Origin of the sequence: Chitinophaga filiformis (assembly GCF_021646545.1) — a bacterium.
Taxonomy (GTDB): domain Bacteria; phylum Bacteroidota; class Bacteroidia; order Chitinophagales; family Chitinophagaceae; genus Chitinophaga; species Chitinophaga filiformis_A.
In genome coordinates this window covers 300,126-321,905 of the sequence record NZ_JAKIRP010000006.1, presented here as the reverse complement: position 1 = coordinate 321,905, position 21,780 = coordinate 300,126, and the positions used below count along the sequence as shown (strand labels likewise).

Below are 21,780 nucleotides of genomic sequence, written 5' to 3'. Positions count from 1 at the left end.
CTTTAGCCAGCTTGTTATGTTATAGTGAGATATTATTCGATAACCCTTTCCTTGCTGCTTACCGCAGAAGTACCGAACCAGCCTAACAGTTTTTGCTTTCCGCCTGTAGTAACATTGATGGCATTACATCTTACATTTTCCAACACTTTGGCAAAGAGACCGCCTGACTCGAGCTGATCGTCTACCTGTGTCAGGAAGAAATGACTCTGGTAAGTGAGTGAACGTAACTTAACGATCACTTTCTCTCCTTTCTGGAATGGTTTGTCAAAGTCTGTCACCGCTTCCTGGATAGGCAAGATAAATGCAGAACCGTCTTTCACACTCTGATCAAAATAACCATCTACAGAAAACTCGTCGCCTACCTTATGCTGCAGATCATTCCTGTAAGAACGCATCCAGTAATAATCCACTCCACCTTTGATATCTATGGCATGGAACTTTGCTACATATCCATCTTCTTCCACGAAGCTCTCATCTGTGGTTTCATACTTGTAAGAGATAGAATCGATCGGTGTTATTCTCTTGATAGTATCCACTGCTTCAAACACTTCGGTGTTATACTCTATCCTCAATCTGTAAGCATGTCCGATCACACCGATGGTTTCATTGTCTCCCGGGTTATATGAATACACGCCGTTGCTGAATGCGAAGAGATAGGATTTATTGGCTGTCTCATCGATGAGCGTGATGCGGGCGTCGTCTATCACAGGGGCCGGCGCCTGATCGGTATATGGTACTGATTTGGTGAACCTGATCTTTTGTACACCCGGTTCTGTGGTGATCCAGGCATCCAGTACAGGATAGGAAGTACCCTTCTTAACGTCGATGTCTACTACATCTTCACAGGCGGTGAAAGTTGCTACCATCGCTACTAATATGCTAAGTCTGATCTTTTTCATCTGTATTCTTTTTTAAGGGATGGTTAGAATTTGAAATTGTAGGTGATACCAGGAATGATAGAACCGATGATGGAAAGACGAACAGCTTCTTTTTTGGAAGGATCATCTTCATTCTGCCTGAAGTAGATGGTGTAAGCGTTCCTGCGGCCATATACATTATACAGGGAGAACACCCATTCGCCTTTCCAGCGGCGCAGCTGTTTTCCTTTCAGCGTTAAAGACATGTCCAGACGGTGGAAGGATGGCAGTCTGTAGTTGTTGCGTTTGTCGGTGCTGTTGTATGGAATGTCCCAGTCCTGGAACTCCAGCCGGCTGTCGGCAAATGTACCTGGTGTACCGGAAGCGTAAACCCAGTTGGCGGAAAGAGACGTGCGCTTGCTCAGTTCATGTGTAAGAACTAAGTTCAGGTTGTGTGTACGGTCGTAACGATTCAGGAACCACTCATTCTGGCTGATACCATTGGTCTGCCTTTCAGAACGGGACAGGGTATAACTTACCCATCCGGTGGTTTTGCCGATATCTTTTCTGGCCATCAGTTCCAGACCGTAAGAACGGCTGTGTGACTGGAGCAGATCGGCTTCAATCTGCTGATTCAGTTCCAGGTTCGCATTGTCGATATAATCCAGCTGATGCTCCATCTTTTTGTAGAAAGCTTCTGCTGATATTTCAAAGACGTTGGATGGCGCATCATATACATATCCAATGGTATACTGATCAGCTACCTGTGGCTGTATATTGTTGGTACTTGGCGTCCAGATATCCAGCGGGGTAGGTGACGCAGTATTGGACAGCTGGTGCATGTACTGTGTGGTACGTGCGTAAGATGCCTTGATCGCATGATCCGGAGTAAGTGCATAGCGTGCTGTGACCCTTGGTTCCAGATAGCTGTAAGCCTTGATCAGCTCATTGGCGCCATATTCTTTTGTACCCACCAGTGTTCTGCGGATACCGGGCGTCGTATCATTGTAGTAGTAAACGGTACCCTTACCCAGATATTGATAGTTGGAGAACCTGACACCGTACTGGATGCCTAACTTATCGTTGGGTTTCCACTCATGGTCCAGATAAGCAGCTGCCTCAAGACCGTGTTGTTGTGTCAGTTGCTTTACACTTGTTTCATCTCCTTCCACACCGGTACCGGTACCTGGTTTGAAGGTATAATAGATACCCTGCAGACCAAAGTGCAGACTGTTGTGTGTATTGATGTAGAAAGTAAATGCAGGTTTAACACCGTAGTTGATGATGTTGGAGGTCCATCTGTAAGACTGGTTTTGTTCTCCTGCGCCTTTCTCACTTTCGTTGTTGAACTTAAGACTGTAGTCGTAGTTACTATAGAAGGTGGTCAGGTTCATGAATGTACGGTTGGTGAATACGTGATTCCAGCGTACTGTGGCTGTCTTATTACCCCAGTTCATATTGATCTGCGTACCGAAGCCGAAAACATCCCTTCCAAGATAACCGCTGGCAAACAGGGTATTGTTCTTATTCAGTTTGAAGTTCACCTTTCCGGTCAGGTCATAGAAATTCAGTTTGGTGTCTTTCATGTCACCCTTCAGGAATGGCTTCATCAGAATGTCGATATAAGAACGGCGGGCGGCCAGAATAAAGGATGATTCATCCTTCCTGATCGGTCCTTCCAGGGACAGCCTGCTGAATACATTGCTTATACCGCCATTTACGTTGAAATTCTGGTTGTTTCCGTCTTTCATGCGTATGTCCAGTACGGAAGAGGTACGACCGCCATATTCGGCCGGAAAACCGCCTTTAAGGAGATTGATACTTTTAACTGCATCAGGGTTGAATACTGAGAAGAAACCCATCATGTGCGTAGAGTTATAAACGGGGGCTTCGTCCAGCAGGATCAGGTTCTCATCTGCTGCACCACCACGCACGTTAAACCCGTTGGCGCCTTCACCTACCGTATTCACACCGGGAAGTGTCTGGATAGAGCGGAGTACATCCACTTCTCCCATGAATGTGGGCATTTTCTTCATCTGGGCTATATCCAGTCTGTTAAGACTTGTAGTAAGTGTATTCACCGCTTTTTCCTGCTTATTGCCGGTTACGGTTACAGTACTTAACTGGCTGCTGGATTTTTCCATCTTTACATCCAGGTTCTTATTGGATTTCAGAGATACGCTCATTTTAATAGGTGCATAGCCAATATAAGAGAACTGTATCTCATGATCGCCTGCAGGCAGGGTGAGGGAATAAAAGCCATATTCGTTGGTCACTGTGCCCAGGCCGGTTCCTGCTTTTGATACGGATATCCCGATCAGGCTTTCACCATTTTGCTGGTCTTTTACATAACCGCTTACAGTATATTTCTGTTGTGCGCAGGCATGACGGACCTGCATAAGCAGCAGGCATACGCCAAGCAGCATAAGTAATCTTGTCTTCATATAAGGTTCTTGTAATTTAATAGCGGATAGCTGGCCTTGCTATAACATTTTTTGTTTACGCATATATGACGTGGAGGGAAGGGGATACCCCTATAAGGCTATAGGGGAATTTTTTTTGGCTGGATAATTTAGTCGAGTCTTTCGCACTGGTAGCCCATGCGGCGGATAAAAAGTATAATATCATGCTCTTCTACAGTAACCGGACCAGCAACAATACGCATTACCTTATCACAATCCTCAATATCGATACTACATGTAGTAGTGTTAAAGTGTTGTTGTATAGCCTGTATGACGTTATTCTTGTCCTGAGGGGTGCATATATTTGTACGGAATATTCCGATCTCCATGACTATAATATTAAATATTAAGGAATATTTTTGTGCAAATTTGGTGGTCTTCATCCGTATAGCTGTTACATGAAAGGGATTAAAATTTATATTTAAAGGATTTTTATGGATATCCAGATTAAAAACGATGCTAGCGAATTGATATACAGTGAGCAAATGGATTTCCCGATGCCGAAGTTCCTATCTACTTCGCTCATCGAGGAAAAACAGCAGCTGAGCTATGATTTTGCTGATGCCCGCTTCAAAGAGATCTATTTTGACGGATACCATATTGCTATCGGAGATATCCATATTTATGAAAACCTCCACATCTATACCACAGAGAATATCCCAACAATATCACTGATCTTCATGCTGAACGGCGACTTTGTAGCCGGACCGGATATGATTACGGGCAATTTCGGCAAACGGCGCTACCAATCCCTGGAGCATAATCTCTTTTTTAATCCCAGCCCGGCAGAAAACATTGATGTGGATAAACAGCGGGGTCTTGAGCTGATAGCGCTCGCTTTTTCCACCGACCGCTTCCTGGATATTGCAGCAAATGGCGGACGTGTACTGGATACGCTGGCCAATGATGTTGCGGGAGGTAAAGGCGCCTATCTTAATAAGAGAATTAATCCGCCCATTACCAGCCGTATGCTGATGGTGCTCGAGGAAATACGCCGGTGCCAGTTTACGGGAGGCGTAAAAAAATTGTTCCTGCAGTCTAAAGCGCTCGAATTACTGGCGCTTCAATGTGAGCAATATGAGCGGGTAGAGCAGGTGAGGGTTGATGCTGTCCCGATATCTGCGGCTGACAGGGAAAAGATTCACTATGCCAAAGACCTGCTGCTGAAAAGCATGCAGAACCCACCCTCATTGGCGGAGTTGTCAAGATCGGCGGGCTTGAATGAGTTTAAGCTGAAGAATGGCTTCCGGCAGGTGTTTGATAATACTGTATTTGGTTATCTGAATGATCATCGAATGGATTATGCCAGGAAGATGATTGTCACGCAGGAGTATTCGCTGACCGAGATAGCTGAGCAACTGGGGTTCTCTTCAATACAGCATTTCAGTCTTGCGTTCAAGAAAAAATTTGGGGTTAGTCCGAGTAAAATTAAGTAATGAAGGTGTCTTCATAGATATGTTTTTGACGTGACATGTGCCGGTCTCCAAAACAATGGTTTATTCCTTAGCCTGACTTTGATTGACCCTTCCTTTATCATCATGTATATAGACTGACAGTAATTATTGCGCTGACCTTCTTGCTCGCGGCAGGCTGGGATCACTGGCTAAGTTCTTTGAAGTTTCTTACTATGAAGCTTTGGATGGCGGATTGGCTTTTGATAGGCGGACAGTAATTATTGCGCTGACCTTCTTGCTCGCGGCAGGCTGGGATCACTGGCTGAGTTCTTTGAAGTTTCTTACTATGAAGCTTTGGATGGCGGATTGGCATTTGATAGGCGGACAGTAATTATTGCGCTGACCTTCTTGCCCGCGGCAGGCTGGGATCACTGGCTGAGTTCTTTGAAGTTCCTTGCTATGAAGCTTTGGAGGGCGGATTGGCTTTTGATAGGCGGACAGTAATTATTGCGCTGACCTTCTTGCTCGCGGCAGGCTGGGATCACTGGCTGAGTTCTTTGAAGTTCCTTGCTATGAAGCTTTGGAGGGCGGATTGGCTGTGGATCTTTATTAAACTCCTGGTGGGGCGCGTCAACATACTTCAAACAACTTATGCCAGCGATTCCCACCTGACCGCTCGCTGTGTACGGTCCCAAAACAATAGTAAGACAGCCAAATTTTTACATGTTTCTCTTTTGGCTGCTCATTAGATATTAGTTCGGTGTTCCTGTCAAAGTTTCCTTGTACTTCTTTATCGCTAAAAAATACATCCCCGACCATAATTGGGTCTACTTAATTAAGTAGTATGCCGCTGCTAATTATCGACGTGTAGAGCCATCCGTATCATAACCTGATCCAGCTGCTGATTAGCAGGTGCTCTTTGAAGACATATACAACAAGCGGTCAGGTGAAAATCATTAGGTTGAATTGCCAGGCAGTAAGAAATCAGCCGCTCTCACTATCATTTTGAAGATCGTATAAAAAGAGCTGTAAAATGGGAGTCATAGCAGCTTACCAGATGAGATGAAATCAAGCCGTCCTTGCTACCATATTGCAGATTGTATTCAGCAATGAGCGAGAATCATTAAGCAGTTGTTGGACCATGAAATCAACCGTCCTTCTGTATATTGTATACATAAAATTTCAGCCGTTCTACTTCATATCGCATACTGTCTTCCGCAAGTGAAGAGGATCATTAGGTAGTTGTTGGAATCACAAAAATCAGCAATGTTACTACTAAATTGCAGATTGTATTCAGCAATGGGAGGGAATCATCAGGCGGTTACCGGACGATAACAAATCGGCCGTCCTATTATCGATTTGGAGATCGCATATATAGCACATCGAGATGGAGATGATAGCCGGTTGCTAGAACGATAAGAAATCAGCGATTCTTTATTGCCATATTTCAGACTGTATTCAGCAAGAAGAAAGAATTATCACCGGTTATTGGAACGAAAGAAATCAGCGATCCTTTATTGCCATATTTCAGACTGTATTCAGCAATAGGAAAGAATTATCATCCGGTTATTGGAACTATAAAGAAATGGCGGTCTTACTATCACTTTGGAGACCGTACGCAGCGAGCGGTCAGGTGGGAATCGCTGGCCTTAGTTGTTTGAAGTATGCTGACGTGCACTACCAGGGGTTTAATAAAGATCCACAGCCAATCCGCCATCCAAAGCCGAACATGAAGCGACTTCAAAGAACTCAGCCAGTGATCCCATCCTGCCGCGCGCAAGAAGGTCGGCGCAATAATCGCGGTCGCCCACAAAAATGCATACCAGACGCCAATCCGCCATCCAAGGCCGAACATGAAGCGACTTCAAAGAACTCAGCCAGTGATCCCATCCTGCCGCGCGCAAGAAGGTCGGCGCAATAATCGCGGTCGCCCACAAAAATGCATACCAGACGCCAATCCGTTCGTGTAAAGGTCAGTAAGAACTCGGCCAGTGACTCAGCAAGATGGGCAACGCAACGTCCAGGGCAAAAAAAAAAGTGCATTCCGGAAAGAATGCACTTTTTTCAATATAGAACCACTATTAATTCTTCTGCAAAACCGGCTGCACCTTCGCAACCTGCTCAGTAGCCGGCGCCTTTTTACCCGCAACCGCACTAGTATTATGTATCCCCGCCAGGGTAGGCGCTATTACCAACGACACAATAGACATCAGCTTGATCAGGATATTCATAGAAGGACCAGAAGTATCCTTAAACGGATCCCCCACAGTATCGCCCGTAACAGAAGCCTTGTGCGGCTCTGACTTCTTATAATAAACCTGCCCTTTTATTTCAACACCCTTCTCAAAGGATTTCTTCGCATTATCCCACGCACCACCAGCATTATTCTGGAACATCCCCATCAGCACACCACTTACAGTAGCTCCCGCCAGGAATCCGCCCAGAACTTCAGGCCCAAAAATGAAACCTACCGCCAGCGGCGTAAGGATAGCAATACTTCCCGGCAGCATCATTTTTCTGATAGAAGCCTGTGTAGAGATAGCCACGCATTTATCATATTCAGGCTTGCCGGTACCTTCCATAATACCTGGAATTTCCTTGAACTGGCGACGTACCTCTTCCACCATGGCCATGGCGGCTTCACCTACCGCCCTGATAGCGAGAGAGGAGAAGATGAAAGGGATCATAGCACCTATGAAAAGGCCTGCCAGTACATCAGCTTTATAGATATCAATACCGTCGATACCTGCCACACCTACGAATGCTGCAAAGAGGGCCAGGGCTGTCAATGCTGCGGAAGCAATTGCGAAACCCTTTCCGGTAGCTGCCGTGGTGTTACCCACCGCATCCAGGATATCGGTTTTTTCACGTACTTCTTTAGGAAGTTCGCTCATTTCTGCAATACCACCCGCGTTATCGGCTATTGGACCAAAAGCATCGATCGCCAGCTGCATAGCGGTGGTGGCCATCATACCGGCGGCTGCAATGGCTACGCCATACAGACCTGCACAGGCGAATGAACCGTATATACCCGCTGCCAGTACGATGATCGGGAGCAGGGTAGACTCCATACCGATTGCCAGACCAGCAATAACGTTGGTGGCATGACCGGTGGAAGATTGACGGATAATGGACAATACCGGACGTTTGCCCATGGCGGTATAATATTCTGTGATGAGGCTCATTAAGGTACCTACAGCCAGACCTACGAAGATGGCGCCTACTACACCGTTCTGGGTGATGGCTTTGGTGCCTGCTTTGAGCTCGCTGGTGCCGGGTACAAAGTCACGTTTCAGGTAAATCGCCTCTGCTGGCAGGATATAATACACCAGGGCTGCGCTCGCGATGGCAGAGAGCACGATGGAGCCCCAGTTACCCATGTTCAGGGCCTTCTGTACAGAGGAGGTACTTAAACCTACGCTGTCAGATATTCTTACGAACAGGGTAGCGATGATAGAGAATACGATACCCAGGCCTGCGATGAGCATAGGCAATATGATAGGGCCAACGCCACCGAAATTGTCATTGGAAATGATCTCACTGCCCAATACCATGGTAGCCAGTACAGTAGCTACATAAGATCCGAAGAGGTCAGCGCCCATACCGGCTACGTCGCCTACGTTGTCACCAACGTTGTCGGCTATGGTAGCGGGATTGCGGGGATCGTCTTCAGGAATGCCTGCTTCTACCTTACCTACCAGGTCAGCGCCTACGTCGGCAGCTTTGGTGTAGATACCACCACCTACACGGGCAAACAGGGCGATGCTTTCTGCTCCCAGGGAGAAACCTGTCAACACCTCAATGGTGCGGATCATCTCTTCTGTATTGGCATTGGCGCCGAAATATGCTTTGAGTATGATGAATAATGAACCGAGACCTAATACGGCCAGTCCGGCTACCCCCATGCCCATTACGGAACCTCCCGTAAAGGATACCTTCAATGCTCTGGAAAGACTGGTACGTGCTGCGTGCGCCGTACGTACGTTAGCTTTGGTTGCTATCTTCATACCTATGAAGCCTGCTGTGGCGGAGAATAACGCTCCTATAATAAAGGCCAGGGCGATGGTCCAGTCGGAATTGTGGTTTGTTGCGCCCATATAGCCCAGCAGCAGCGCGGCTATTATCACAAAATAAGCGAGGATCTTATATTCAGCTTTGAGAAAGGCCATTGCTCCTTCAGCAATGTGTGCGGCAATTTCTTTCATCTTTTCATTGCCGGCCTCCTGGCGGGATACCCAGGCACTCCGGATAGCGGTAAATAACAAAGCTAGTAATCCAAAACATGGAACGAGGTAAACGATATTCATATACGTGATTTTAACAATTCTATAAATATAACCTTTTATGGTTTATAAAAGGAGGGGTTTTACTGACATGATGTGGGTAAAAAAACAGGTCAACAGGATTTTAATCTGCGTATTTCCAGAAAGGTCTTTCCGAGGAACTCAACAATATCTTCCGCTATCATGGCTTCTTCTGAGTGCACTGCTGCGGCATGGTCGCCGGCAAGGCCATGCAGGTAAACGCCAAGCAGCATGGTCTCCTGCGCACTATAGCCCTGTGCCAGCAGAGAAGTGAGTATACCCGTAAGTACATCCCCGCTACCCCCGGTAGCCATACCCGGATTACCGGTGGCATTGAACCAGATAGCGCCATCAGGGAAGGCCATAGCCGTATACCGGCCTTTCAGCAGGATATTCAGTTGTCTTTCAACGGCATTTTGAGACAATACCCGCAGTCTTTCCACATCGTTGGCTGTTTTGCCGAAAAGGCGCTCAAATTCCTTCGGATGTGGTGTCAGTAAAGAACCTGCCGGTACTTTTTTCAGCAGGGCAGGGGTGGAACCGAGGATATTCAGAGCATCAGCATCTATCACCATTGGCTGACGGTAGTGGTCCAGCAGCTTTTCAAGTGCCCAGCAGGTGCCGGCGGCGGTGCCGAGTCCCGGACCGATACCGATGACCTTATACTTCGCTGCCGCTTCGGGCGTGAGCACATGATTGTGAAAGCCGGAGCTGTGGTCATACTGTTCATCAATAAAGCACATGGCTCCCGGCGCGGAGATCTGCATGATCTGGTACCCGCATTTGGGAATGTGGCAGGACAGCAATCCAACACCCGCCCGCAGGCAGGCTTTGGCACTTAATACTGCCGCCCCGATCTTGCCTTCGCTGCCGGCTATCAGCAGGGCATGTCCGAAAGTACCCTTATGGGAGAATGGTTTGCGCGGCCGGTATATGCTGCGTACCTGGAAGGCGTCCGTAATATTGAAACGCGAAGGTGTTTGCGCAATATATTCCGGTGACAGATCTATGGAAAGAATGCATATTTCCCCCACAAAGGCTGCGTTTTCAGGCAGGAGGAAGGCCAGTTTATAAAACTCAAAACTCAGCGTGTGATCTGCCTTTATAACGGGTGTATTTACTGAAGAAGCATCCGCCTGCAATCCCGATGGCATGTCTATAGCCACGATTTCATGCTGCACTTTCAGATCGTTCAGCTGCTGGATGATACCGGCTATCCAGCCTTCTACCGGGCGACTCAGCCCCGTGCCGAGGATCGCATCCACGATCAGGGCTTTCTGGTCTGGCTGAGGGAGAATGCCATTGTCGGGAATATCGTGAACAGCTGCCGGATATTGTTGCTGTAATGCATGACGGTTGGCGGTATGGTCATCAGAAGCTTTGGTACTGTGGTGAAGAATGAATGCAACAGCATTATATCCCCTGTTACGCAACAGCCGGGTAATGGCGAGGCCGTCGCCTCCATTATTGCCTAAACCACAGAAGACATAGACCGGCGTCTCCTCGTTATAATGACGGCAGATCCATGCCGTACATGCAATGGCTGCCTTCTCCATCAGATCCAGGCTGCTGATAGGAGTATGCCTTATTGTATAGGCATCTGCATCGCGTATTTGCTGAGCTGTGAATATTTTCATAGTTAGTATCCGCCGAGGGGCATAGCTTATAAATATAAGCAAAAAAAAACGACCATACCCTTGTCAGGCATGATCGCTTTTTCAATATTATTTTGTTCCCCGGTTAGAAGGTGTATCTCACAGAAGCACCTCCGATTTCTTCTCCGATGAAGTTGGTCTCGCCGGTGAAGTTGAAGAAAGGCTTGATGTCGCCACTCACTACTAAAGGAATCTTCTTGAATTTGTATTCAAGACCTACGATACCATCCATACCCGGCGTAACGTAGGTGCCCTTGCCATCTCTATCCCAACGTTCACGGTCATAGTCATAGCGGTCATAAATACCCAGGTGAACACCACCACCGAAATACAGGCGGAACTCTGGTTTAGGGAATGGGGCGATGTGATATTCATACAGGCCGGTAAAGGTTACGTTGCTCCTGTTGCTTACGTTAGTGGTGATCAAACCTTCTATCGCATGGGGGCCTGCAATGAAGTGCTTAATAGTACCACCTACCAGCCAGGGATTCACGCGTATACCTACAGCTGTCTGATAATTGGATGATGCGCTTGCACCACGTCTTTGTGCATTTGCCTGTACTGCCATCATTGCACACAGGCTAAATAATAACACAAGTTGTTTCATATTTGTTACTGTTTAAGAATTGGTTTCAGGTTTCTCGTTTTTCTCTGCTGTTATCTCCCAAAAGTATACCGTACGGACACAGCGAAATCCGTCAGGTCGGAGGAAGTGTTGAAGTGAATAGCCGGTTTCCAGTCAAGACTCAGGTTCAGTGGCAGCGTTGGAAAAGTATAATCAATTCCCCCGATGCCATCTACGCCTGCTATAAATTTCACATTCCCATCCGTTTTGCATGTTCCCATATGTGCCCCGCCTCCGATATACCATCCGAAACCTTCAGTTGTAAGAGCCGAAAGATCAAAATGGCGCTCATAGAGGCCGGTTACAGTAAAGGTCCCGGAATAAACGCCGGCAATACCCTCAACGGCATTCGCATCGTCAAAAAAATAACGTGCGGTACCTCCGAAGGGCAAACCAAGACGCAATCCCACTTGCGGATTACCTTTTGTCTGAGCATTCACTGTATGAATACCCATTCCAAGCAGCAGGGTTATGAAAAGGCGCTTTTTCATTGTATTGCAATGCAATGGCAATAACGATGCCAAGATACAGATTATTATTTTTTATATTGTAAATAACCGGTCATTTTGATAACCTTAAATAACAATAACCTATGATGCCGGCGAGCAGAGATGCAGCAATGATCGCTATTTTGGAGATAATCTGCCATTCTGCGGAACTATAAGCCAGGGTTGAAATAAATATTGACATCGTAAAACCAATACCGGCAATCACCCCGATACCTATCAGCTTTGTCCAGGTAGCCTCCTCAGGTAAGGCAACCAGTTTAAGCCGGGTGGCAATATAGGAGAAAAGGAAGATCCCCAGGGGTTTGCCCAACACCAACCCGGCCAGTATACCATAACTGATACTGCTGTTGAAGGTTTGAAGCATATCCGGTGGAAAAACAATAGCCGTATTGGATAGTGCAAAAACAGGCATGATCACGAAGTTGACAGGGTCGTGCAGCCAGTGGATCAGCCGGGAAACTTTGGATAAAGGGATACATGCGGCCAGCAGCACGCCTGCAATGGTGGCATGGATGCCGGAATTGTAAATGCAATACCAGAGTATGATACCGGGAATAAAATAGCACCACAGCTTACGCACCTTACAAACGTTCAGGACGATGAGCAGGATAAGAATAATACCTGCAGCCAGCAGATAGCCCAGTTGTATGCTGGCGGTATAAAATATAGCGATCGTAAGAATAGCCCCCAGATCATCTATAATAGCTAATGCCGTCAGAAAGATCTTCAGTGATAACGGTACTCTGTCGCCTAAGAGGGAAAGAATACCCAGTGAGAATGCGATATCAGTCGCCATGGGAATGCCCCAGCCGTTCGCGAATGGTGTGCCGCCGTTGAACAGGGTAAAGATCAGGGCAGGGCAGACCATACCGCCAAGGGCAGCCAGTATCGGTAGCATAGACTGGCGGATGGAAGATAATTCCCCGATAGTCACCTCACGTTTGATCTCCATTCCTACCAGGAAAAAGAAAGGAACCATCAGGCCGTCATTGATCCAGTGAAGGATGGTATGTGGCAGATGAAGCTGTGGGATGGGGATATGTACAATGGTTTCCCAGCTGGCAATATAGGACGCTTGCCAGGGAGAGTTAGCGAGTATAAGTGAGATAGCCGTGCAGATGATCAATACGATCCCTACTGCCCGGCTATCCTTTAAGAACTCGTGAATGGGTGATAATAATCTCTTTATCAAAAGTCGTCTTCTGTTTTTTGTACCGGTGGTTCTTCTTTTATTTTCACATCGCCCATGGTGCCCATCAGCTCATATTTACTTTTAGGCCTCCGTCTGATGTCCCAGTGGAAATTCTCCAGTTGCATCTGGTCCAACGGGCGTTGCGTGAAAGGATACATCGTTCCTTCAGGATCTTTAATGAAAGAAATAGAATGTAGTTCTCCTTCTCTGAAATAAATATTGATGATACCACTCAGGGTCCTGTTCACACTAACGTATGCAGAATCATCGTCCCGGACGTAATAGATACTTTCTGCATTACCATCCACATGCATCCAGTCGAGTGCCTGACCTGCAAAATAACCCGTGATCTGGTTGCCTTTGATCTGGTTGTACAATTGCGGATCGGATTCTTTTACCAGCAGGGCATTCTGATCAAGCAACAGTTTGTCTGCCTTCTGATTTTTGGTATAAAGGAATATAGTGTCCCCGCTAAGCTGTGTCTCATTAGCCCACAGCACCGGGTTCCTGTAAAAGCGGAAGATGGAATCCTTGCTGGAATAGTAGATGCTGTCTGCTACTCCCTGCAGGGAATCGGAATAGATGCGTACATGATGCCATGCACGTACATACCTGATCTCGCTGGTATCTTTTGCTGCACTTGTATCAGCTTCCAAAGCCAGCGCAGGTGGCTGTTGCAGTGAATCTTTTAGTGCCAGTGCTTTGGATTTCAGTCCGATCACTGCCGAGTCTTTAGACAGTACGATGCTGTCAGCTTTCAATGCCCTGGTAGTATCGCGGAGGATAGCCATTGCCTTGGCGGTATCTTTGAGAATGCCAACAGCATTGGGTTTTAATGTAATAAGCGCTGAATCTTTTGGTACTACCATTGCCGGGACCAACGCCTTGCTGCTATCGCCCGGCGCCAGTGCATGCTTCAGTTTTTTCGCAAAGGCGGAAGTATCTGCCACCAGGGCTTCTGTTGAATCACTCAGCGGCTGTCGCAGTGAGTCAGGCATATTTGATGTGCTGTCTGCCAATACCGCACTGTCTGCCGAAGTACGTACAGGAGCCACCGTAAAGGTGTCCCTTTTCAGCACGCCGGAAAACAGTGTATCTGCGGCCAGGTAGAGTGTATCTTTTTCCCGCTCCAGGATCATGAGCGGATGCTGGGTGGCGAGTATCGTCTTTTCTGTCTGATTAACAGTGCCGTAGTTGGACAGGAGGGTCATATGCTGCGCAGTATCGCGGTACACCATGTTGCCGGTGGCGTAGGCCAGTCCGGTGCGTTTGTCCATCGTGATCCTGTCTGCAGTAATGGTAGCAGTACTATCTTCAATGGTAGGCCTGCTGTCGAAATTACCTTCTCCTGTTTCGGTATTATATTCTCCCGAAGTAGCGTACATGACCGTCTTACCATCATTGATGGTCGTGGGGGCCACAATAGTAGCTATTTTGGTTTGGGTATTATATAATAAGGTATCTGTGCTGAGTGTGTATTCCGGATCTACCAACAGTACATTGTAATTGAAATATACGTCTTTGGTATCGGCGTAATAGTATCCTTCCTGGCTGGTCAGCACACTACTGCCGTTCACGAGTTTTCCCCCTTTGACATAAGTACCGATCCTGGCATTCATGTCGTATTGCAGTTCAGGGCCGGAGAGGGTGACCTTACCATCGGTGAGCCGGGCATTGTCACGCAGGGTAGCCATCCTGGTATTGCCTTCATAATGGAGATATTCTCCGTAGATGTGGATACTGTCTGCCTGATTAATGTGGATATGACCATAGGCATCCAGTATATTGGAGGCCCTGTTGATCAATGCACTATCACAATAAAATAAGGTATTACCCTGGCGGAAAATGGCATTACCGATAAACCGGTTCAGCTGCACACTGTCTTTGGTAAGCACATTCAGTTTGTCCGACTGAATGATGTGGATCACATTGTTCGAGTCCCTTCCCGCGGGCTGTGTCTCCTGCGCGGTAGCCGGAAATAACCTGCCGAGAAAGAGCCCTGTCAGGATAAGCCCGCATTTTACTAATTGCTGCATTTTCAAGATCATAGTGCCTTAGCGGTATCAGATGGTATGGGCTGTACTTTAGACTTTTTGCCAAACAGCGAGAAATGCACGTAACGTTTCGGGTTTACGCGCAGGTCTTCCAGCAATTTATTCAGGCTACCAAGCGAATTTTGCAGGTTATTATATGCTTTCTTGTCGTTCAGCATCAAACCGATAGACCCATCCGTATTGTTCAATTTAGCAATTGTTTCGTTCAGGCGTGCCACCATTTGCTGCATTTCCAGCAATGTTTTATCGAGTTGACCATTAGCCAGGGCGGCAGTTGTTTTCTCCGCGTTGCCCAGTATAGCGTTGATCTTGTCGTTGTTGTTTTTCAGGTTGGCTGTCAATGCCTCCAGGTTATCAAACGTAGCTTTTACATTCCCATGCTGAGGGTCCAGCATATTGTTCAGGGATGCGGAAGTACGTGTGAAATTGCCCATGGTGGTGTTCAGGTGAGCGATTGCTTCACGCAGATTACCCTTGGTACCCGGATCGAAGATAGAGTTTACGGTAAGGAGCACAGAATCAACAGATCCGAGTGTTACCTCCAGTTTTTTTGCCAATGGGCTTAGCTGTTCCTTGAGCGCATCAGTAATAGAACCATCTACGGCGGCATAGATAGTATCGCCGTCTTCGAGATAGGCATTCGCGTTACCAAAATCGATCTGTACAGTTTTAGAGCCTAACAGGTCGCTGGCAATACGGGCTACAGAGTTCTGAGGGATGTCGACTTTTTTGGTGATCCTGAGTTCAACCAATATCCTGCCGGCATTCTTATCCATAATTTCCAGGTTGGATACACTACCAACTACGAGGCCATTCACCTGTACCGTGTTAGAGGGCTGGAGACCATTTACCTGTGTATATACGGCATAAATCTTCTTACTTTTTGAAAAAAGGCTTTTACCCTTTAACAAATTAAAACCCAAAATCAGCATAGCAATCGAGACGGCTGCAAGAACGCCGACTTTGGTTTCGTTCGATACTTTAAACATAGATTACGTTATACGTTGCTGCAAAAATAATCAAAAAAGGTTGCGGGCAATCATGGTCCTGCTCCCTGGTGCGGATACGGAATCCGGGTACCTGTTCTTTTAACGGCAGACAAATATGCAGCTTTTCAGCAGAAAAAGTAAAGTAATATATTAAAAGGAAACGATGGGGGAGGGGTAATACGGGGGTAATGTCGGGTTAATTATACTGGCGGGGCTCTTAGCGGCTGGCGATACGGTTGTTATCTGCGGATACCAGGGAAGCATTCCAGAATCCTGCTTTCTTGGCTTTGTTCAGTGCGGCGTTGGCTTCTTTTTCAGTTTTGAAGTTCACCCATACATATTTATTAAGCGATTTGCGGTTGATCACGACAGTTTCACGGATGATAGTGCCTCGTAAGCCTTTGAAAATGGGAGCGCTACGGGTATATCTCTTGTCGGTGACCAGCAACTGGACGTCATATTTAAAACTGACCTTGGGGATGGTCGTCCGCGCGGGCGACTTAGCTGCTGCCAGCTGTACCTCTTCATTGTCCTGGCCCATCAGCGTAGCTTTCCTGAAGCCAAGCTGCTTTGCCTGACGCAAAGCAGCAGTAGCTTCAGACCTGGACTTAAAACTGCCCCAGATGTATTTGTATTTATTTACTTTCTTACTGTTCATCACCACCTGTTCCTTCCGGATGGTACCTCTCAGCTTGTTGAAGATGGCAGCGCTGCGGGTGTATTTTTTATCACTGACCAGCAGCTGCACATCATATTTGTATGGATTTTTAGCGGCTGACTGACTGGATTTAGCGGAAGACGCCACCTGGCGGGGAGTAGTGCTGGTAGTTGCCTGTGATTTTGCACCTGCAGCCGTTTTCCTGCCATTATTCCTCGATTTCGGTGAATTATAGCTGATAGGAGTGGCCTCCATGGTCGGCTGTTCTGTCGATGGAGCGGTCTGGCGGTCTTCCGGAGCGCTATAACGGCCCAGTTCTTCCTTATACCGTTTGATGGCCTTAAAGATACAGCTGGCAGCTTCCTGCTGGCCGGCAGCAGAGTTCAGGTAATCTTCCTCTTCCGGATTGCTGATAAAGCCCAGTTCCACCAGTACGCTTGGCATAGCGGTAGCCTGGAGTACCCAGATACCTTTTTCATCACGCTGACGGGCGCCACGGCTGATACGTCCCACGCTGGAGAACTCGTCTTCGATAAGTGTGGAAAGACGGAGGCTCTGGTCAAAGTAGGCGTTGCGAAGTGTATTTAATAATATAAAGGTTTCGGGATCAGACATGTCCAATACTGAATTGGCGTCTTCAGAATTGGCATCCAGCATGATCACAGAGCTTTCTTTCAGCGATTCTGTCTTGGCATTGTTCTTTCCGGTAGCCCATACATAGGTTTCGGTACCCTGGGCGGTACTGGGAGAGGTGGCGTAAATAGCCCTTTTCACGGGTACTTTACGCTTACCTTTTTTAACATATACGGTTTTGTAACCAGTAACCCGACGGGTCGGACCTGCTGAGTTACAGTGAATTGAAATAAAAAGATCTCCTTTTTCCCTGTTAGCGATGATCGCTCTTTCATTCAGATCGGCACGAAGGGTAGACGCCAGGGCATTCCTGGTTTTACGCGTATACACTACACGTACATCCTTCATATTTGCCTCAATCAGCTTTCCCAGCTGCATCGCTACATCCAGCACAACTTCCTCTTCGGTGGAATATTTACCCCGGGCTCCCGGAGTCTGGGCACTATGGCCAGGATCAATGACGATAGTTCTGAGGGGAGGATTTTGCTTTTTTCCAATGACAGTTCGGTTCGTTGCATAAAGAAGGATAGTCCCTAAAAAGATGGCACATCCCAAAAAGATCCAAAATCGGTTCCAGCGCATGACTCAGTTTTTATTATATTTTATGGGCGTTAGTAGTATGTTAAATTGTTCAAAGATCGCAGCCTCGGCTTTGACTGTTAAATAGTCGTTCGTATTTTGGTCGCGATAAATGACCCTATGCTTGTTTGGCCTGGCACTCATTTTCGTTTTACAATTGATAATAATTTGTATAAAAACTTGTAGGTTTGTGCCCGCTTAACACATGCACCTGAATCACAAAAATAATTATAAAAAGTTTTTGCGACAGATATACCTGGTTTTTGCCGGTATATTAATTGTCGTTCCTTTCATAATAACGGCTGTCGCAACTCCTGCGCCAGATGCCTATGAGAGTTTTAACAAAAGTTTCACAGATGGCGTGCCAAAAGACACCGTGCCCATTCCAAGAACTGATACTTCCTCCCGGGGAAAAGATACAACATTAAGGCCAGTTACGGAGCCTGAGGAGGTGACCGATAGTATTCCGGTGTCAACGGATTTTACAGGTACTGACAGTATGTTTGTCCCTAAACTCTCCAAAGATAGCCTGGATGCTCCTATCACCTATAAAGCTAAGGATTCGATCGTTCTCGTGGTGCCGGATAAACGCTTTTATTTCTATGGTACTGCCAATACCAAGTATAAGAAAACGACCCTTTCTGCTGAACGCATGAACTATAGCCAGGCTACCGGCATCATGGAAGCGACTACCGCCCAGGACACCGCCGGCAAGCCCTATGGCCGTCCGCAGCTCGATGATAACGGGCAGGCATTCGACTCAGACACACTCAGATATAATATTACCACACAACGGGCAAAGATCTACAATACCCGTTCACAATATGGGGAAGGCTTTGTGGCCAGTGAGCAGACAAAACGCGAACCAGACAACAGCATCTTCGGTTTCAGGAACGGATATACTACCTGTAACCTGGACACACCTCACTTCCAGTTCAGGGCCAGAAAGATCAAGGTGATACCCGACAAGCTGGTGATCTCCGGTCCGGCCAACCTGGAAATCGAAGGCGTGCCGACACCATTATTTATACCATTTGCTATCTTCCCGATCACCCACGGACAACAGTCCGGTATCCTGGTGCCCGGTTATGTCGTGAACGCACAGAAGGGGATGGGTCTGGAAAATGGTGGTTATTATATAGGGCTCGGCGATAATTTCGACCTGACGCTGCGTGGTGAGATCTACTCTTATGGTAGCTGGGCCCTCACGGCCAGTCCTACCTACCGGAAGCGGTACCACTATAATGGTGGCATGACGCTGAGTTTTGCCAATACCCGCTTCGGTGACCCGGCCGTTAAAACTGAGTTTAGCCGCTCACGTGACTTCCGTGTTACCTGGAACCATAGTATGGACAGCAAGGCCCGCCCTGGTGTTACCTTCGGCGCCAGCGTAAACTTTGGTACGTCCACCTATAATACCTTCAACGTGTATGACTACTCATCCCGTGTAAATAATAACTTAGGATCTTCCATCAGTTTCTCGAAGAGCTGGCAGGGAAAACCGTTCAACTTTACCTCCAGCCTTACGCACTCGCAGAACCTGAGTACCCGCGATGTGAATATATCATTCCCGTCTGCCACCTTTACCATGAATACCATCTATCCTTTCCAGCCGAAAGAAATGGTAGGCAGGGCAAAATGGTATCATAAACTGGGGATCGGATATAATGGTACCCTGAATAACAGCGTCACCTTTAAGGATTCTTTGTTCGGTAAGTCAAGGATGTTTGATGCGTTACAGTCAGGTGTAAAACACGCGATTCCTATTTCATTCTCCATACCGGTATTTAAGAATTTCACTTTTTCTCCGTCCATCAGTTATTCAGAATATTGGTTTACCAAGAAGACGATCAGGTCCTGGAATTCGAAAAAGCGTGTTAGTATTGACTCCCTGGGTGGTATTGATACTACCTATGAGTCAGGTTTTTATGCTGCCAGACAGGCCAGCGCCGGTGTATCACTGTCTACTGCCCTCTATGGTATGTACCAGTTTGGCAAGGATTCAAAGATCAAGGCCATCAGGCACGTTATGAGGCCAACCATCAGCGCCTCCTTCGCGCCCGATCTGGCAAGTAATGCTTACTATAACCTCCGATATACTGCAGATACCCAGATAGTAAGGCAGTCATATTTCACCAGTTCTTCCGTCGGAGTACCTTCAGAAGGAAGGGCTGCGTCCATTTCCTTCGGATTGGATAATAACCTGGAAATGAAGGTGTTCTCGAAAAAGGATACCTCTGCCAATAAAGAGAAAAAGATCAAACTGCTGGATGGTTTTGGGATCAATGGTTCCTATAACTTCCTGGCAGACAGCTTCAAATTGTCCACTTTTAATATTTATGCCCGTACTAACCTGTTTGATAAGCTGAATATCACGGCAGGCGGTACTATCGATCCTTATGTAGTAAATAGCAGGGGAAGAAGGTTGGATCGGTTCGTATGGCAGGAAGGTCAATTCAGTTTGGGCCGTCTTACCAGTGCCAATATCGCGTTGAGCACTTCTTTCCAGTCGGGCGACAAGAAAAGCAAGGCTAAAGAACAGGAACTCAACAATATAGAGAATGAGCAGAGCACGGACGCTGCCTTCCAGGCACAACAACGTCAGCTGCAGGCGCTCAGAAAGAATCCGGGAGAATATGTGGATTTTGATATTCCGTGGAAGCTGGATCTTTCCTATAGCTTAACCTATAGCAAAGGCATTATTCCCGATTCGGGAGGTGTGGTGACGAACATTACCCAGTACCTTAGCTTTAACGGTGATTTCAGTCTGACTCCTAAGTGGAAGATAGGGGTGAACAGTGGTTATAACTTCCTGGAGAATAAGCTGGCATATACGAATGTATACATCTCACGCGACCTCCACTGCTGGCAAATGTCTATCAACCTGATCCCGATCGGTACCTACCGTCAGTTCAGCATTACGATCAGTCCGAAATCGGGTATTCTTCGTGACCTCAGACTCAACCGGTCACGAACGTTCTACGATTTATAACGTCATTTCTCAAGGCACCCGGGGCTGCAAGCGCCCGGGCGTACATCCGGCTGCGAACATATCGTCCGCAGCGGATGGCGGCATTAATAATAATGTCCCGGTATCGCACTTGGACACTGTTACCTGACCTCTTACCAGTTTTGTTCGATATGCTCCCACATCGTTTTAAAAACCCTTTCTTTCAATGATTCCATATCTGCCTGAGTGCTTCCGTTGGGGTATATTGGGGGCAGAAAATGGATATCTATGGCGTGAGGAAGGGCGTAAAAGACCTTGCCTGGCGGTAGTATTTTACGGGTATTAAAAATAACTGCCGGGAGAATGGGTTTCCCGGTTTCGATGGCCAGAGTAAAGGCGCCGTCATAAAAGGATTTGAGGGGCTGATCTGTTTTATTCCGGGTGCCTTCGGGATATAATAACATGTGTACTCCCTCCTGCAATACCTTTTTCATTTCCGGTATGCTCCTTTTACGGCTTTCCGGGTCAGTTCTGTCTACAAGCACCGTACCTACTTTATACATGATCCCGAAGATGGGTGTCTTTTCCATTTCCTTTTTCCCCAGACTTTTGTTGGCGGCCGGGATCGCATAAGTAACGGTGGGGATGTCCATCATCGAGTTATGATTGCAAACGATAATGTAGGGTTCCTTAGATTTGAAATGCTCCATTCCCTTTCTGCGCACAGGACAAAATATCAGCGGCATATACACGTGCATCCAGCCCCGCCCCAAAGCCATAAAATAGCGGATGTTGCGCGGTGAAGGTAGCAGCGATACCAGCCACATGGGCAGCAGCATGATCAGCATAGTACAGATAAACACGATCAATGCATAAACGGTATACAACCTGGCCAGGAGATTCTTTAGCCATTTCATAA

General features: G+C 47.1%; 14 protein-coding genes. 2 read left to right on the top strand and 12 right to left on the bottom strand.

What is annotated here, in order from left to right; genetic code table 11:
- Positions 1-32 precede the first annotated feature (32 nt).
- The 3 genes from L3C95_RS17580 to L3C95_RS17570 form a co-directional block, all read right to left on the bottom strand.
- Positions 33-899, bottom strand: coding sequence for a DUF4249 domain-containing protein (locus L3C95_RS17580; protein WP_236389455.1), 867 nt, complete (start codon positions 897-899; stop codon positions 33-35).
- Between the two features lie 23 nt (positions 900-922).
- The gene (locus L3C95_RS17575; protein ID WP_236389453.1) at positions 923-3,301 is read right to left on the bottom strand and encodes a TonB-dependent receptor; all 2,379 of its coding nucleotides are present in this window, start codon (positions 3,299-3,301) and stop codon (positions 923-925) included.
- A 128-nt stretch (positions 3,302-3,429) separates the two neighbouring features.
- Positions 3,430-3,648, bottom strand: coding sequence for a hypothetical protein (locus tag L3C95_RS17570; RefSeq protein ID WP_236389452.1), 219 nt, complete (start codon positions 3,646-3,648; stop codon positions 3,430-3,432).
- Between the two features lie 105 nt (positions 3,649-3,753).
- Between L3C95_RS17570 and L3C95_RS17565 the strand changes: the two genes are divergently transcribed.
- The gene (locus L3C95_RS17565) at positions 3,754-4,755 is read left to right on the top strand and encodes a helix-turn-helix transcriptional regulator (RefSeq protein ID WP_236389450.1); all 1,002 of its coding nucleotides are present in this window, start codon (positions 3,754-3,756) and stop codon (positions 4,753-4,755) included.
- A gap of 2,039 nt (positions 4,756-6,794) precedes the next feature.
- On the opposite strand, the gene L3C95_RS17560 is transcribed toward L3C95_RS17565, so the two are convergent.
- The 8 genes from L3C95_RS17560 to L3C95_RS17525 form a co-directional block, all read right to left on the bottom strand.
- Complete coding sequence (locus L3C95_RS17560; protein WP_236389449.1) at positions 6,795-9,020, bottom strand: sodium-translocating pyrophosphatase; 2,226 nt, start codon at positions 9,018-9,020, stop codon at positions 6,795-6,797.
- A gap of 89 nt (positions 9,021-9,109) precedes the next feature.
- Positions 9,110-10,654 carry an NAD(P)H-hydrate dehydratase gene (locus L3C95_RS17555; RefSeq protein ID WP_236389448.1) on the bottom strand — a complete coding sequence of 515 codons (1,545 nt, stop codon included), beginning with the start codon at positions 10,652-10,654 and terminating at the stop codon, positions 9,110-9,112.
- 103 nt (positions 10,655-10,757) lie between these two features.
- Positions 10,758-11,279: a hypothetical protein gene (locus L3C95_RS17550; protein ID WP_236389447.1), complete on the bottom strand. Its 522-nt coding sequence runs from the start codon at positions 11,277-11,279 to the stop codon at positions 10,758-10,760.
- Positions 11,280-11,329: 50 nt separating this feature from the next.
- The gene (locus L3C95_RS17545; protein ID WP_236389446.1) at positions 11,330-11,788 is read right to left on the bottom strand and encodes a hypothetical protein; all 459 of its coding nucleotides are present in this window, start codon (positions 11,786-11,788) and stop codon (positions 11,330-11,332) included.
- Between the two features lie 70 nt (positions 11,789-11,858).
- Positions 11,859-12,998 (bottom strand): Na+/H+ antiporter NhaA, encoded by a 1,140-nt coding sequence (gene nhaA / locus L3C95_RS17540; RefSeq protein WP_236389445.1) that lies wholly within the window; start codon positions 12,996-12,998, stop codon positions 11,859-11,861.
- Positions 12,995-15,034, bottom strand: coding sequence for an OstA-like protein (locus tag L3C95_RS17535; protein ID WP_236389444.1), 2,040 nt, complete (start codon positions 15,032-15,034; stop codon positions 12,995-12,997). Before L3C95_RS17535 ends, nhaA begins: the two co-directional genes overlap by 4 nt.
- An 8-nt stretch (positions 15,035-15,042) precedes the next feature.
- A complete protein-coding gene (locus tag L3C95_RS17530; protein WP_236389441.1) occupies positions 15,043-16,041 on the bottom strand; it encodes an MlaD family protein in 999 nt (332 codons plus the stop codon).
- A gap of 217 nt (positions 16,042-16,258) precedes the next feature.
- Positions 16,259-17,914, bottom strand: coding sequence for an N-acetylmuramoyl-L-alanine amidase (locus tag L3C95_RS17525; RefSeq protein ID WP_236389440.1), 1,656 nt, complete (start codon positions 17,912-17,914; stop codon positions 16,259-16,261).
- Between the two features lie 238 nt (positions 17,915-18,152).
- Here L3C95_RS17525 and L3C95_RS17520 point away from each other — a divergent pair, with 238 nt between their 5' ends.
- The gene (locus L3C95_RS17520; RefSeq protein ID WP_236389438.1) at positions 18,153-20,903 is read left to right on the top strand and encodes a putative LPS assembly protein LptD; all 2,751 of its coding nucleotides are present in this window, start codon (positions 18,153-18,155) and stop codon (positions 20,901-20,903) included.
- A 131-nt stretch (positions 20,904-21,034) separates the two neighbouring features.
- Here L3C95_RS17520 and L3C95_RS17515 read toward each other — a convergent pair whose 3' ends face one another.
- Positions 21,035-21,778, bottom strand: coding sequence for a lysophospholipid acyltransferase family protein (locus tag L3C95_RS17515; RefSeq protein ID WP_236389436.1), 744 nt, complete (start codon positions 21,776-21,778; stop codon positions 21,035-21,037).
- Positions 21,779-21,780 lie beyond the last annotated feature (2 nt).

What these genes read in the sequence shown, in the direction of transcription:
- L3C95_RS17580 (WP_236389455.1), bottom strand. Translation starts at nt 899, where the DNA reads ATGAAAAAGATCAGACTTAGCATATTAGTAGCGATGGTAGCAACTTTC.
- L3C95_RS17575 (WP_236389453.1), bottom strand. Translation starts at nt 3,301, where the DNA reads ATGAAGACAAGATTACTTATGCTGCTTGGCGTATGCCTGCTGCTTATG.
- L3C95_RS17570 (WP_236389452.1), bottom strand. Translation starts at nt 3,648, where the DNA reads ATGGAGATCGGAATATTCCGTACAAATATATGCACCCCTCAGGACAAG.
- L3C95_RS17565 (WP_236389450.1), top strand. Translation starts at nt 3,754, where the DNA reads ATGGATATCCAGATTAAAAACGATGCTAGCGAATTGATATACAGTGAG.
- L3C95_RS17560 (WP_236389449.1), bottom strand. Translation starts at nt 9,020, where the DNA reads ATGAATATCGTTTACCTCGTTCCATGTTTTGGATTACTAGCTTTGTTA.
- L3C95_RS17555 (WP_236389448.1), bottom strand. Translation starts at nt 10,654, where the DNA reads ATGAAAATATTCACAGCTCAGCAAATACGCGATGCAGATGCCTATACA.
- L3C95_RS17550 (WP_236389447.1), bottom strand. Translation starts at nt 11,279, where the DNA reads ATGAAACAACTTGTGTTATTATTTAGCCTGTGTGCAATGATGGCAGTA.
- L3C95_RS17545 (WP_236389446.1), bottom strand. Translation starts at nt 11,788, where the DNA reads ATGAAAAAGCGCCTTTTCATAACCCTGCTGCTTGGAATGGGTATTCAT.
- L3C95_RS17535 (WP_236389444.1), bottom strand. Translation starts at nt 15,034, where the DNA reads ATGCAGCAATTAGTAAAATGCGGGCTTATCCTGACAGGGCTCTTTCTC.
- L3C95_RS17530 (WP_236389441.1), bottom strand. Translation starts at nt 16,041, where the DNA reads ATGTTTAAAGTATCGAACGAAACCAAAGTCGGCGTTCTTGCAGCCGTC.
- L3C95_RS17525 (WP_236389440.1), bottom strand. Translation starts at nt 17,914, where the DNA reads ATGCGCTGGAACCGATTTTGGATCTTTTTGGGATGTGCCATCTTTTTA.
- L3C95_RS17515 (WP_236389436.1), bottom strand. Translation starts at nt 21,778, where the DNA reads ATGAAATGGCTAAAGAATCTCCTGGCCAGGTTGTATACCGTTTATGCA.